The sequence below is a fragment of the Butyricimonas sp. BSD2780061689_150309_C8 genome (assembly GCF_015560935.1).
GTDB lineage: Bacteria > Bacteroidota > Bacteroidia > Bacteroidales > Marinifilaceae > Butyricimonas > Butyricimonas paravirosa.
The window spans coordinates 88,927-102,847 of the sequence record NZ_JADMSV010000003.1 but is presented as its reverse complement, the minus strand read 5'-3'; the positions used below and the strand labels follow the sequence as shown (position 1 = coordinate 102,847).

The window sequence follows — 13,921 nt, the reverse complement described above, 5'->3', positions numbered from 1 at the left end:
GTTAAAGTCAGGACATTAACTCGGGTTAAAAGAATTTATAATTAATTTAGCAAATTGTAACATTGGTGCGTTAGATAATGGGAAAATTTGGAGGCATAATATTGATCTTGATATTATTGATGTGGTGTTGTAATACCCGGAAAACGGTTGTGGAGTTTAATCTTATCGGGTCTTCAGGGATACAGCCGGAGCTGATGGTTAACGGGGAGGAACGGGAAATTGAAGTGGATGACTCCGGCTATGCCAAATTGATGCTGACAGGGGGCGAACGCGGATACGCAACGTTAAAATATGGAAAGGATCGTCTTCCTTTGTTTATTGAAGACGGAACGACATTGCAAATATATATTTACGGGGACCATGCTAAAGGGAATATCCGTTTTGAAGGAGACGGCTCTCCCAAGAATAATTATTTGAATAGTCAGGTCATGAAGAATCTGTCTGTCGATTATGAACTGAATGCCCCGGAGTTTTTAGGCCAGTTGAAAGACTTGATTCAAGAGCAGTTTCATTATCTGGATACCATGGGTTTCGATGCCGCTTTTACTGAGATGGAACGGAACCGGATCAAGTTTTCCACTTATAAAGCGTTGGAAAATTACCCTTTGTATCATGCTTGGAGTACGGGAAACACGGATTATCAGCCGGATACCGCTTATCTTTCCTGTATCAAAAAATTGATCAAGGAAGATGAGAAGTTGTTGGTTCTGAAGGAGTACCAGGAAGGAATGGCCTCCTTGGTTTCGTTGATCAGTACGTACCACATGAAGGAGCTGGATGCCTACAAGCAAGTGATGGCACAGTTTGATTACGTGATCCACCATTTGACGAACGAGACGCTGGTGGAGTTCCTGATCGATCATTACGCTTATGCTTATTTGCTTGGTGTGGGAATTGACGAGCATATTGATGATGTCTTGCGGGTGTATGATTTTTACGTGAAGGACCCGGCATTGCGGAAACGGTTTCAAGAGATTTATGATCGTTGTGCGAAAATTGTCCCCGGTAGTCCTGCTTTTGATTTTATGTTTACGGATATTGCCGGGCAAGCCGTCGAATTGGAAGATTTCAGGGGAAAATACTTGTTCATCAACGTGTGGACTACTTGGGGTGTTCCTTGTCGCTATGAAAATCTGGCTTGGGAGAAACTGGAGAAAGAGTTTGAAGATGAAAATATCGTGTTCGTGGCTGTTTCTTGTGATAATGACCGTGCAGTCTGGGAAAAGCGGGTGCGAGAGAATCCCAAGGGAGAAGTACAATTATACATGGGGAGTGACCGTTCTTTCATGGATTTTTACATGATTCGCGGAATCCCTCGTTTTATTTTGATCGCTCCGGATGGACGTATTATCAACTCGGATATGTCACGACCTTCTGATCCCGAAACAGCGAAAACGTTGCGGGCTTATCTGAAAGAAAAATAGTTTTTTATTTAAACCACTGGGTCACGTCCTCATTTTTTAGAATGTGGATGATTGTCTTGCCGTCAGCCGTGTAATTGGGATGCTGGCAGGCGAACAAGTTGTCGAACAGATTGCTCATTTCCTGTCTGTCCAGTGGGGTATTGTAATCCAGCGATGCCGCCTTAGCGAGCGACAGGGCTATGCGTTCCCTCATTTTATCCCTGATTGAACCTTCCGTGTTCTTGTAATGTTCAATCAGGCTGATAAGCACTTCTTTTCCGCGAGAAGTCGACAAGTCGGACGGGGTGGCGTAGATGGCGTAGCAATTCTTTCCGAATTCTCCGAGTTCAAAGCCTAACATGGCCAGATCGTCCATGATTTCTTTTACGAGTAGAAAATCTTCAGCCGAGAGTTCCAGAGTTTCGGGGAACAGGCTTTTTTGTCCGCAGATTTGTTGGTGTGACAAGGTTTCCAGGTAACGTTCGTATAGCACCCGTTCGTGCGCCCGTTTCTGATCAATGAACATCAACCCGGAATGAACGGGCGTGACAATGAATCTGCCTTTCATTTGCACGAAAGAGATGATTCCTTCGTGGTCCTCCTGTTTCTCTGCCATTTCGGGGATTTCAGTTTGTACTTCTTCGGTTTTATCTTCCAATCCGGCGAAGAGTGCATCCCAGTTTGCGGGAACTTGTTCCTTGTGCCGGGGTTCGAAGCTCTGGCGTGAACTATTACCGCCTGACTGTTCGAAGTTTGAATCTTCTTTCGAGATCGAGGTGGAATAGTTGAACGGGTTGTAATGGGGGTTATAACTGACCTTGGGAACCTTCGGGAGAATCGGAGAGTCGGGAACCGTGAAGTCAACCTTGTCTTCCGTGTCAAAGTCGATTGTCGGGGTTACGTTGAATTTGCCCAAGGCCTCTTTCACGCTGGCCAGTATAATTTGGAATATAGCACTCTCGTCTTGAAATTTGATCTCCGTCTTTGTCGGGTGGATGTTCACATCTATGATGGAAGGGTCCACCGTGAAATAAAGGAAATACGAGGGGATCATGTCCCCGCTAATCAGTCCGGCATAGGCTTCCGTGATTGCTTTATGGAAAAAGTTATGTTTCATGAACCGGTTGTTCACGAAAAAATACTGTTCCCCGTAAGTTTTCCGGGCGTGCTGGGGGATGCACACGAAACCATTGATGGTGACGATTCCCGTTTCGCAATTAACCGGGAGTAGTTTTGTATTAATCGTTTTCCCGAAGGCATTTACAATGCGCTGGCGCAAGCCGGATGCGGGCAGGTTGTATATTTCATTCCCGTTGTTGACGAGCGTGAATGCGATATCCGGGGCAGTGAGGGCTACCCGTAAGAATTCCGTGGTAATATTACGGAGTTCCGTGGTGTCCGATTTCAGAAATTTTCGCCGAGCGGGAATCGTGTAGAACAGGTTTTTAACCAGCATATTTGTTCCCCGGGAACAATTGATATTTTCTTGGTTTTTTAATTCAGAATCGGCCACGAAGAGATAGGTTCCTAGCTCGTCCTCTTCCCGTTTTGTACGTAATTCCACCTCTGCCACGGATGCAATCGATGCAAGGGCCTCTCCGCGGAATCCCATCGTGCGGATGTTGAACAAGTCCTGCGCACAGGATATTTTGGATGTGGCATGACGTTCAAAAGCCATGCGGGAATCTCTCGGGGACATTCCTTTCCCGTCGTCAATGACCTGGATGAATCCTTTGCCTGCGTTCTTTAGGATAACTTGTACTTTTGTTGCCCCGGCATCAAGGGAATTTTCCATTAATTCCTTCACCACGGAGGCCGGACGTTGCACGACCTCTCCTGCCGCAATCTGGTTCGCTACCGAGTCAGGTAATAATTGAATTACGTCTGCCATACCGGAATCCTTAGAATAATTTCATGATGAGATCGATCTTGTACGTTGCCAAATAGAAGATCCCGATCAGTATGATAATAAGAATCATGAAGATACGGGTCGAGTAACCAAGACCTCCTCCGAGACGTTCATTTTTACGTTTGGCGTATTCTTTTTGAAGACTGGCCTTGACATCGGGAATATATTCATCCCCATCTTCCGCTAACCCTAATTCTGCACGAATACGTTTTTCCCGTTCTTTTCTGGCTTCTGCTTCCGGGTCCCAGTAGCGGGGTTTTAAGTTGAAACGACGGTGTTCCGGTTGTTTAAATAGTCTCATGGTTTTTATTCCTTAGCACGTTAAATCTTTAATTGTTCGTTTTCGTTTTCTTCGATGTCTTGCCAAAACTACGGGCAATCCATTTCGGTACGATAAATGCCCCGATAAACAGGTAAGGGTAGTAGCTGATGAGCCTCCATAAAATGGCCATCGCTATGGCAACCCCGGCGCTCGGAAGAAATTCTCCGAGGTACTTGGAGAAGACAAATTCCGCAAAACCGCTACCACCTGGTGTCGGGCTTACCAGCATCATGATCCACATGACGAGTTGTCGTGCAAAGATAAGAAAATGTTGCGCCCAATCATAACGTCCGAACCAAAAAGCCACGAGGATGGCGTTTACCACCCAGTAACGTGCTGTCCACGAGAAGAAAGTCGCTCCGAATGTTTTTAGCCAGAAGGAGAACGGCATACTTCTTAATTCGTGGGAATTCCGGATAATATCGGTTCCGGCCTCGTTGGCATCATGACGCCATTTGCGGAGAATGCGCCACCGGAATAATTTCATGATCAGCCATTTCAAGCCCCGAGGATTCTTGAATAACCCGTAGCTTAACACGAGAAGGTAGGCAAGTTTCACGCTATACCCGATAACGGCCACGAGAATTAACCCGTCGGCCACTGCTTTCGTGGTATCCGGCATTTCCCACAGTGCCTGATGGTTGACGAACAGCAGTATGAGTGGAAACATGATGATGAAGTACAATTCGTCAAGAAAGGAGGTTGCCATGACCATGGCGGAACTTTTCCCGACTCCGATTCCTTCTTTATGCACGAAAAGGATCGCCAGGCTGGTTCCCCCGATGGCGGAGGGAGTTACGGCCGAGGTGAATTCCCAGAGGAATATGACCCGGATGGACTGAATCCAGTTTAGTTTCCCGCCGGACAGTATTTTGATCCGGATAATATACCCGAAATCCCGGATGGCCATACACAGGACGGCAACGAATAACCAGAACACGGTGTTCCATGTAAAGGTGATCATGTCAAATGCTTTGGGATCGAATTCTTTATATAACATGTAAGAGACCACGGCCAACCCGATAATGATGGGGTATATGATTTTATACGGGCTGATTTTTTTTGTCAGTTTCTGGTTCTCTTCTTGGCGCTCCTGTTCCATAAACTCCGGTTTTTATTTGTGGCTAATTTACGAAAAAAAGGACAACGTGTTAAACTCGTCGTCCTTTTTTTCAGGAAAGAGTGGTTAATTAGGCTACGATGATTTTTTCACGACGGGAGAGATTTTCGTGGTATCGTTTACTTACAGCCCAGTGAATGAAGTACATGTAAGGTAGTCCCAAGTTGGTTTCGAGAAGGGAGTTAACCACGATGGTCATGAAACTCGGGTTACGGATTCCCGTGACCAGTAGTACGAATTCCCATGCGAATTGTACTAGAATCCCGATGGCAAGAATCCACGGTATGTTAATCTTTCGGGTTTCGTCCGTTGTTCTGATGTTATGAATACAAAGAATAGCATATCCGACGAAGAGAATGAGGGCCATGATACCATGGTAGGCTCCCGTACCCCTTGAAATGGCGATCGGGGCGAAATTACCCCCGAAACTTTGGCTTAGTAACGAGGTGGTAAACCAAGAGGCGATAATCAAGATGGACCATTCCAATGCCCGTTTGTCCCGGTCGAGCCAGAGCCATATCCATACGAAATTCGTGAAACCATAACTCATGCTTAACCACAGGAGAAAACAGAACGGATCGGCTCCTTCCACACTTCTCGTGCCTAAATACAGGTAAAAATAACCATAGTCAACAATGAAATACAGGATTCCGGCCAGTAATCCGACAATGATTGCCAAATATCTTTTCGTGTAAACTAAGGTTGCACCTAAGAAAAGTAGGAACGCGACATCAAGGTACATGTAAAGTGCGTTCATCGTACGTGCTGCAATAACTTCCATTATGTTGTATTTTTAGGTTTAGTGATGATTTATGCAACATAATTTATGCCAAATTGGATTTTTTTGCTGAAATGCTAAAATTGTTCCTACCCGTTTCTAGGATTTGTAATCTTCCGGGTGAAGTCTTACCCTCGGTATGGCTACTCTTGCGTCTTGTCGTTATCTCTTCGTTATCCTTTCGATGAAGTCAGTTTCTATAGGAACGAAGGGAACACGGAGAGTTGACGACAACATAAAGAGACAGATGTAAGTGTTGGTTTGGGGATGGAGGGGTAGAGAAATAGTTTTGAAATAAAAATTTGAGTATTTGCACTCCACTTTTCCTTGTTTTTTTAAGCCGTTCCAAAACCTAAAAAAAGCCCCGAAAAAACCGAAAACACTCTTTAAAATTTAAAGCATTGAAATTCAATGCTTTAGGTGGTATTCGTGGAGAATATCGGAATCGAACCGACGACCTTTTGAATGCCATTCAAACGCTCTAGCCAACTGAGCTAATTCCCCATTTGCGATTGCAAATATAGATAAATATTTGAAAATAGGAAATGGTTAAGGTGTGATTTTGTTGATTATTCTTATATTTGCCAGGTAAATCGGCGTAACATGACCAATTTTGATAACGAATCGAAATTCTTTTTGCAAATGCAGCAGGGGAATCGGCGGGCGTTTGAATATTTTTTCAAGACGTACGTGGATATGCTATACGCTTATGCCTTGGGATATTGTCGGGATTCGGATTCGGCCGAGGATTTGGTACAGGAGGCGTTCGTGCGTTTTTGGACCATGCGGAAAAAAATCACTTATTCGGAATCAATTTACGGTTATTTACAACGGACGGTGAGAAATTCTTGTATCAATCAAAAAATTCGGGAACGGGTTGAGGACCGTTACAGGCGGGAAATGCTGAATGGAGAGACGGAAGTGTTTGATTGGGAGAATGATGATGCGTTGGAAGAATTGAGATGCCAGTTATTGGGTGCGATAGATCGTTTACCGGAAAAATGCCGGGAGATTTTCGTGTTGAGTTGCGTGGAAGGATTAAAGTACCAGGAAGTGGCAGATAAATTAGGGGTTACGGTAAACACGGTGAAAACGCAGGTACGTTTTGGTTATAAAAAGGTAAGGTCAGACTTGAATCTTCCGAAGAATACGTTATTTGTATTATTGAGTATATTGCTGAAATAAGGACTTTTATATCTATTTAAAAAATAAAATTCATTTTATTTGAAAAAATAATTTTTTTCTTTCACTCGATTTGTTTCCAATCTTGTTAGTAAAGTGTAAAACGAGAAAAATGGAAACAGAGAGAATAGATCATATAGGAAAAATCTTGAGACGTTTTCTGACGAGAGGCGAAACTGTGAATTGGGATGAGTTGCGGGTAGAGCTAGGGAAGGACGAGTATGCTCACGTGAAGGAAGAACTGTTAAGGATGAGGACTATGCATGTCGGGGTGAACCGGGGAAGAATTTGGGATAAGGTACAGGAAAGTCTGCAACAGAAAGTAAAAAGGCTGCATTTGTTTCAGATTATCCGGTATGCAGCGATATTAGTATTACCATTATCAGTACTCCTGTTATTTTGGTTACATCAAGAAAAGGAATTGCCTCCAATGAATGTTGCAGTTGTCGGGGTGATGGATTCCACGGATATGCACAAGGTTTATCTGGTGCTGGAAGGAGGGACGAAAGTGGATTTATCAACTCCACATGTGGATACGATCCGACAAGATGACGGGCAGCCTTTAGCCGTGGATACATTGGGAAAATTGGTATATAATACTGTGCAAGAAGAGGTGGAGGAATTATCCTATCATAAAATAGTCGTTCCTCGGGGTGGGGAGTACACGGTGGAGTTGAATGACGGGACCCGGGTGCGGTTGAATGCGGATTCAGAATTAAGATTCCCGGTGAAATTTGTTGGGAATGAGCGAAAAGTATTTTTGAAAGGTGAAGCCTATTTTGAGGTGGAACGTGACACATCAAGACCTTTCCGGGTGGATGTGCATGGTGATGCGATAATCGAAGTCTTGGGAACAGAATTTAATGTTAATGCTTATCCGGAGAATGCTGAAATCTTTGCGACGTTGGTACTGGGGAAAGTTAGGGTGGCTGATTTACAGACGGATTCGACGGTCGTGTTGCTACCGAATCAACAGGCAGCTCTTTCCGGTGCGGGGATTAACGTGAAAGAGGTAAACCCGGAAGATTTCATTAGCTGGATTAACGGTCGATTTTATTTCGAGAAGATGCCTTTGGAAGAAATTTTGATTCAACTGGGACGTTGGTACGATTTGCAAGTGTTTTGGGTAAACGAAGAGCTGAAATCCTATGAATTTACGGGAGCCATCTGGCGAGATAATACTATTCGGCAGACATTGGATATGATTGAAAAAACTACGGATGTTTGCTTTACGGTTTCCGGCCGGACGGTAACAGTGAATGTCTTGTTATAAAAAACGGCATCTGTTCGCACAGATACCGTCTTGATAATTCGACTAGCCTAGAGTTGGATTCAAGGTTAGTCATGTTAAACTATTAATACAAAATTATGGAAAAAAATCGAACGATGCAACAAAATGCGTATCGGCTACTATGTCCGTCCATTTTGGTAAGTGCAAGAGTGTTACTGATTTTGTTGTTCTGTGGCTTATCCGTGGCTTGGAATCCATTGTTTGCGCAGGATAGGAAAGTGACCCTTCACGTGAAAGAGGTACCTCTGGGGGAGGTGGTGAAAGAGTTGAAAAAGCAAACAGGGAAGGATTTCCTTTTCAGTAACCGAGAGGTAAACGTGAGTCGTAATGTCTCGGTGAGCATTTCCAACATGACGTTAAAAGAAGTCTTGCCTTTGGTCTTTGGTAAAGATTACCGTTTCGAGATCGAGGAAAATGTGGTGATTGTTCGTCCGTTCGTTGCCGTGACAGGTGACGGGCAGCGAAGTGGTTTTGTCGTGACGGGAGTGGTGACGGATGTGAAGAAACAACTTTTGCCGGGGGTGACGGTGAAAGTGGCAAATACCACTGTGGGTACGGCGACGAATAATGCCGGACAATTCGTGTTGCGTTTGCCGATCACGAAGGGGAGCCTCGAATTCTCGTTTGTTGGTTTTAAATCTCAAACCATAAATTTTACGGAGAACACGAAGGACACGATCCGGGTGGTGCTGCAAGAGGATGTGACCGGATTGGAGGAAGTTCAAGTGATTGCTTACGGTTCCCAAAAGAAGCGGACGTTAGTTAGTGCGGTGTCTTCTGTGAAAGCGGATGATATAAAGGAGCTTCCGACGCATAGTTTGGAGAATCTTTTACAAGGACACATGGCAGGTGTGGAAGTCAATAACATTTCCGGTTCTCCGGGTGGTGGCGGTTCCATTGTTGCCATTCGGGGATATAATTCCTTTTTTGCCGGGGATGGTGCGAGTAGTGGTTCGGAAGGTCAAGACAGGGCCTATGGAACTCCTTTGTACGTGATTGACGGGGTTCCCATGCAGGCATTTACCTCCCCGATCACGGGAACAAATACATTGTCAGACCTTGATCCCTCTATGATCGAGTCTATCGAAGTGTTGAAGGATGCTGCCTCGGCGGCTATTTACGGTTCCCGTGCGGGAAATGGTGTTATTCTGATTACTACGAAAAAAGGGCGGAGCGGACAGGCCCGTTTTACGGCAAATGTATCCTATTCGGCTTCGTGGTTGCCTGAAACCCCGAAACAGAGCGGGGGACAGTTGGAACGTTTGTATAATATTCAAGGATTGAGGAATACCGTAACCCCTTATCAGGCGAAAGATGGGACTTGGAAAATACCGGCTTCTTACGAGGAAGTATACAGGTTTGGAACTTCCGATACGAACCAACCGGAATATGATTGGTTTTGGGGAACGGCTTCTGCGGCGAATTCTTCATTGATCTTGCAGGATAGTTTGAATGCATTCTTTAATAATTCCACGGATTGGTGGCGGTATGCCTACCGTACGGCTAGTGTTTATAATGCCAATATACAAGCCAGTGGGGGTAATGATAAAATGAATTATATGATTGGTGCCGGTTACTACAAGGAAGAAGGTATCATGCATAATAGTGATTACCAGCGAATAAATGTGTTGACAAATATCTCGGTGACTCCTACAAAACGCCTTACTTTGGATAATCAGATCTCACTTTCTTATACGGACCGGAGCCGGGGACAGAATAGCGGAGGGGCTAAGATCGAAGCGATGTCTGTGAATCCGATGATAGAATCTTCACTGACACCTGGGGAAATGTATATTAAATCGGAAATGGGCGAGTCCATTAATAGTGTTTCTCAAAAAGACCATGGTTATTCGGCAAGGTATAATCTAGTGATGGATTACGAGATTATCCGTAACCTGCACTTACGGGTGTCCGGAGGTGTTGATTACAGTCAACAGAATGAAAATACGTTTACTCCCAGTACGTTGGATAAATATAAACATTGGTCTTCTTCAACGGGAAGTATCGGACGTAATATTTCCTTGCTGAATGAGAATTTATTGAAATACTCGTTTAGCGTGAAACAGACTCATAATTTCGATATATTGTTGGGGTTGTCCTTTCAGAAGGACCAATTTTATTTGAATAGCGGGGGTGCTGAAAATGGCCCGAATGATTACGTGCATTACGTGGATGGGAAATGGGGTGATTCCAACGGTTTGAATAATGGGGCCAGTTCAACTTCTGAAAATGCGGTCTACCAGTCAGCTTTTTCGTATGCCTCTGATTTTACGGAAGAAAGGATGAATAGCTATTTCGGACGTTTGACTTATAATTACAAGGAAAAATACATGTTCGAGACAACCTTGCGGCGGGATGGTTCCTCTGTTTTCGGGGAAAAAGTACGTTGGGCAACTTTCCCTTCTTTTGCTGCGGGATGGGCTTTTTCCGAAGAATCATTTATGGATCAGTTCTATTGGTTAAGCTTTGGTAAGGTGAGGGCCAGTTGGGGAAAATCCGGACAGAAATTCAGTCAACCTTATTTGGCTCATGGATTGATGCAGTCTTCATCAAATACTTTTTTTGGCGTGGCAGGAGTTGAACCGGATACGCAAGGAGGTACGATAAATCGAAAGTTGACTTGGGAAGAAACAAGCCAATATGATGTCGGTTTGGATATGAGTCTATTCGATTACAGATTTAAATTTACATTGGATTATTACTATCGGTACACGAAAGGGCAATTGAACCAGGCGGAACTTCCCGGGGATGTATATTTCCATACTTTTCAATGGCAAAATGCTTTAGGGGTAACGAATTCCGGTATAGAGTTGGAGTTGACGGCAGATATTCTCAGGACGACACCTGTTACCTGGCGTATGAAGTTTAATTTTTCCCGTAACTGGAATCGCTTTAAAAAGAGTGCCGACGGGTATGATTATGACAAGAATGTTTTGGGTAAACCCTTGTACCGGATTCGGGTATACAAAACGGACGGGTTCTATGATACAATGGAGGAAGTCCCGGTTTATTACACGGGTTCAACCGGAATGCCTAAACCGTTAAATACGGGTAATAACGGCATATTCTTTCCGGGAACACGTAAAATTCTGGATTTGAACGGGGACGGGGTGATTACGAATGCTGATATGTACTATGCTGAAAGTCCGCTCCCAATAGGTCATGGCGGATTTATAAACGAGATCGCATGGAGACAGTTTGATTTGAATATTTTCTTCACGTATTCTCTCGGACGTCACATTATCAATGCCTATAAATATACCTATTCTTCCGTAAATACAATTGCCGGCCCTCTTATGGGGGATGTGCGTAAATTTGATACGTGGACCGAAGCTGACGGACAGAATCATACTTTCCCTCGTTTACAAAAATATTCAGTGTTAAATTATCAGACCACCGGGCTGTATGATACTAATTTGGAGAAAGTAAATATGCTGCGTTTGAAGCAACTCACATTAGGGTATAATTTACATGAACAGTTAGCGAAAAAAATAGGCTTGTCGAGTGCACGTGTATTCCTAAGTATGGAAAATTTGTTCCTGCTAACCAATTATTCCGGGCTTGATCCTGAGATTGTCAGTATTTTCGATGGGCTTGACACTATGGGATCTTACCCGTTACCGCGGAAGTTTACCATTGGGTTAACCGTTAATTTTTAAAGTAGATGTTTATGAGAAAGATATTTATCATTTTAATGCTACTGCCATGTTTCTCCTGTACGGACTGGCTGAATGTCGAGTCGGAGAAATCGGTGACTTATTTGAATTATTTCAAAAGTGAGAGCGATCTGGAAAAAGTGCTGATCTCGATTTTTGGTTATGAAAAGGCTTTGTATGCTCCGGCGAATCCGGAAGCATTCGGGTATGTCGGGTTGCTTTGTGATGATGCGGGGGCTAGAAAGGGGTATAAGGAGTTGAATGTACTTGATTTTTATAGTAACCAGTATATGGAAGGATGGTCCCGTTATTATTCTTTGATATATCTCGTTAATATGTTGGAAGAGAACCGTTATCGATTTGAAAATATTTCGGAAGAACGGACTGATTATTGGATAGCACAGGCTAATTTTGCAAAGGCTCTTGCCTATTTTACCCTTGCCCAGAAATGGGGGGAAGCCCCGATGGCTCCCTCGACGGAATCTATCGATGCCGTGGGAAAGAGTTCCGTGGAGGATATATTGCAGGAAGCGATACGTTGTGCTGAAATTGCTTTGAGTTTGCCGACACATGAGAACTTGACGGATGCGAACGGGGAGGCTGTGACTTCCAAACAATATGCCAGTTTGGGGAGTGTCCACACGCTGTTGGCAAATATCTATGCGTGGATGGGAGGATTGTACGGAGAAACTTCTTATTGGGAGAAGGCCGAAAGCTATGCTTCGCAGGTGATTGATGGAAAAGTAGGTTTTTACAAGTTGGAAGGAGATATAAAGTCTGTGGTAAACAATACATTGGGAGGAAACCGGAAAAGTGATGAAACTATTTTCACGATAGAAGTCAATAGCCAGGATGACAATAAATATTCATCAGCATGGTTTTCTGCAATTTATCCGGGGCAATCTTTGATTGATTACCCTTATGACCACGCCTCTCCTGAAGCGTTGGAAACCAATACCGATAAACCGCGTATACTCGTGAACACGGTTTATAATATCTTTCTGGAGGAAAAAGACCAGAGAAGAAAAGAATATTGGAAAGAATTGGGAGAAGCCAGTTATGAAGGATCAACTTGGGAAGAAGACCCCGAAACGGGTGATTGGGTAGAGGTGCCGGTTACGATTATTTCCGAGTATGCATTTTTGAACAAGTGGCAGGAACCTATTGTTTCTTCTAACCCTGATATTATTGGTGAAGAAGGACGTATTCCATTGTTGGGAATGGAAGGTAATCGTGTTATCTGGCGATTGGCGGACTTGATTTTGTTAAGAGCAGAATGTCGTGCCCGGTTGGGGATGGCAACGGCAGTGGATGATCTGGACCAGATCAGGATTCGTGCCGGACTGGAAAGATATGACGAGAGTACGAACCCGGAAACACTGCGTAGAGAGATTTTCCGGGAAAGGGAAAGAGAATTATTCGGGGAAGGACAACGTTATTATGATGCAGTTCGGAACGGTTATTTAAAAGAACTGTCGGATGAGTACGGGGCGTTGACGGATACGGACATAAAGAACGGGGCTCTTTACCTGCCTGTTAATTCAAATACACTTTTAGAGAAAAATCCATTGATGACACAAAATACATATTGGTTATGGAGAGAATAAATCAGATTGCAAAAGGAATGGTGGTCATGATGATCGTGGTGTTCTGTTCCTGTACAAAATATAATTATATTGACGGTGGAATTGCCAATGGAGTACATGATTGCACCATGTGGGAATATTTTCACACGGATAGTTACAATTGGGATTCTACAATTATCATGATCGAACATGCCGGGTTAAAATCACTTTTTGACGGGACGGGAGAATATGAACAGATTACGTTTTTCGGTTTGACCAATCTAAGTATTCTTCGTTACATGATGATCAATAATGATGGATTGGAAGAGACAGATCCTCATTATATGCATCGGGTTACGGATATTCCCAAGGGGAAATGTCAGGATATCCTGCAAAAACTAGTGGTACCGCAACGGCTGATGTTAAATGACATTCCCCGGGGAAGTCGGTTACTTCAGAAACAGCAGTACGTGGAAACCGGTGGTGTAGAGTATGATTGTGTGAAAGGGAAAGTCTTCCTGTGGACGTTACGGGGAACTTATAATAACGTTCAGGATGCAGGAGAAGTCCAGTTTTATTTGGCCAGTCATAATATGGATAACATAAGAAACGAGCAAATCGTCTCCACGGATATTCAAACGACCAACGGGGTGGTACAAGCGTTGAACTACGATTTCAGGTTTACTAATTTCTAA

The 13,921-nt window shown here is 43.8% G+C and carries 10 protein-coding genes and 1 tRNA gene; 6 read left to right on the top strand and 5 right to left on the bottom strand.

Annotated elements, in window-relative coordinates:
* Window positions 1-77 precede the first annotated feature (77 nt).
* Window positions 78-1,424: a TlpA family protein disulfide reductase gene (locus I2I33_RS04880; protein WP_087419610.1), complete on the top strand. Its 1,347-nt coding sequence runs from the start codon at window positions 78-80 to the stop codon at window positions 1,422-1,424.
* A gap of 4 nt (window positions 1,425-1,428) precedes the next feature.
* Here I2I33_RS04880 and mutL read toward each other — a convergent pair whose 3' ends face one another.
* The 5 genes from mutL to I2I33_RS04855 form a co-directional block, all read right to left on the bottom strand.
* The gene (gene mutL, locus I2I33_RS04875) at window positions 1,429-3,294 is read right to left on the bottom strand and encodes a DNA mismatch repair endonuclease MutL (protein WP_087419611.1); all 1,866 of its coding nucleotides are present in this window, start codon (window positions 3,292-3,294) and stop codon (window positions 1,429-1,431) included.
* Window positions 3,295-3,304: 10 nt separating this feature from the next.
* Window positions 3,305-3,613, bottom strand: coding sequence for a hypothetical protein (locus tag I2I33_RS04870; RefSeq protein ID WP_087419612.1), 309 nt, complete (start codon window positions 3,611-3,613; stop codon window positions 3,305-3,307).
* A gap of 28 nt (window positions 3,614-3,641) precedes the next feature.
* A complete protein-coding gene (locus I2I33_RS04865; RefSeq protein ID WP_087419613.1) occupies window positions 3,642-4,736 on the bottom strand; it encodes a YbhN family protein in 1,095 nt (364 codons plus the stop codon).
* Window positions 4,737-4,824: 88 nt separating this feature from the next.
* Window positions 4,825-5,535: a hypothetical protein gene (locus I2I33_RS04860; protein WP_195666743.1), complete on the bottom strand. Its 711-nt coding sequence runs from the start codon at window positions 5,533-5,535 to the stop codon at window positions 4,825-4,827.
* Between the two features lie 427 nt (window positions 5,536-5,962).
* Window positions 5,963-6,036, bottom strand: a tRNA-Ala gene (locus tag I2I33_RS04855).
* Between the two features lie 99 nt (window positions 6,037-6,135).
* Here I2I33_RS04855 and I2I33_RS04850 point away from each other — a divergent pair.
* The 5 genes from I2I33_RS04850 to I2I33_RS04830 all read left to right on the top strand — a co-directional run bounded on the left by I2I33_RS04850 (window position 6,136) and on the right by I2I33_RS04830 (window position 13,921).
* Window positions 6,136-6,717: an RNA polymerase sigma factor gene (locus I2I33_RS04850; RefSeq protein ID WP_087419615.1), complete on the top strand. Its 582-nt coding sequence runs from the start codon at window positions 6,136-6,138 to the stop codon at window positions 6,715-6,717.
* Window positions 6,718-6,826: 109 nt separating this feature from the next.
* Entirely contained in the window at window positions 6,827-7,987 is a 1,161-nt protein-coding gene (locus tag I2I33_RS04845; protein ID WP_087419616.1) for a FecR family protein, read from the top strand.
* 95 nt (window positions 7,988-8,082) lie between these two features.
* On the top strand, window positions 8,083-11,664 hold the full coding sequence (locus I2I33_RS04840; RefSeq protein WP_229128196.1) for a SusC/RagA family TonB-linked outer membrane protein: 3,582 nt from the start codon (window positions 8,083-8,085) through the stop codon (window positions 11,662-11,664).
* Window positions 11,665-11,675: 11 nt separating this feature from the next.
* Window positions 11,676-13,268, top strand: coding sequence for a RagB/SusD family nutrient uptake outer membrane protein (locus I2I33_RS04835; protein ID WP_087419618.1), 1,593 nt, complete (start codon window positions 11,676-11,678; stop codon window positions 13,266-13,268).
* A complete protein-coding gene (locus tag I2I33_RS04830) occupies window positions 13,256-13,921 on the top strand; it encodes a hypothetical protein (RefSeq protein ID WP_087419619.1) in 666 nt (221 codons plus the stop codon). The genes I2I33_RS04835 and I2I33_RS04830 overlap by 13 nt, the downstream gene beginning before the upstream one ends.

Bases quoted from the DNA above. Each gene is read 5' to 3' on its own strand.
- I2I33_RS04870 (WP_087419612.1), bottom strand. From the start codon at position 3,613: ATGAGACTATTTAAACAACCGGAACACCGTCGTTTCAACTTAAAACCC.
- I2I33_RS04840 (WP_229128196.1), top strand. From the start codon at position 8,083: ATGGAAAAAAATCGAACGATGCAACAAAATGCGTATCGGCTACTATGT.
- I2I33_RS04830 (WP_087419619.1), top strand. From the start codon at position 13,256: ATGGAGAGAATAAATCAGATTGCAAAAGGAATGGTGGTCATGATGATC.
- mutL (WP_087419611.1), bottom strand. From the start codon at position 3,294: ATGGCAGACGTAATTCAATTATTACCTGACTCGGTAGCGAACCAGATT.
- I2I33_RS04845 (WP_087419616.1), top strand. From the start codon at position 6,827: ATGGAAACAGAGAGAATAGATCATATAGGAAAAATCTTGAGACGTTTT.
- I2I33_RS04880 (WP_087419610.1), top strand. From the start codon at position 78: ATGGGAAAATTTGGAGGCATAATATTGATCTTGATATTATTGATGTGG.
- I2I33_RS04850 (WP_087419615.1), top strand. From the start codon at position 6,136: ATGACCAATTTTGATAACGAATCGAAATTCTTTTTGCAAATGCAGCAG.
- I2I33_RS04860 (WP_195666743.1), bottom strand. From the start codon at position 5,535: ATGGAAGTTATTGCAGCACGTACGATGAACGCACTTTACATGTACCTT.
- I2I33_RS04865 (WP_087419613.1), bottom strand. From the start codon at position 4,736: ATGGAACAGGAGCGCCAAGAAGAGAACCAGAAACTGACAAAAAAAATC.
- I2I33_RS04835 (WP_087419618.1), top strand. From the start codon at position 11,676: ATGAGAAAGATATTTATCATTTTAATGCTACTGCCATGTTTCTCCTGT.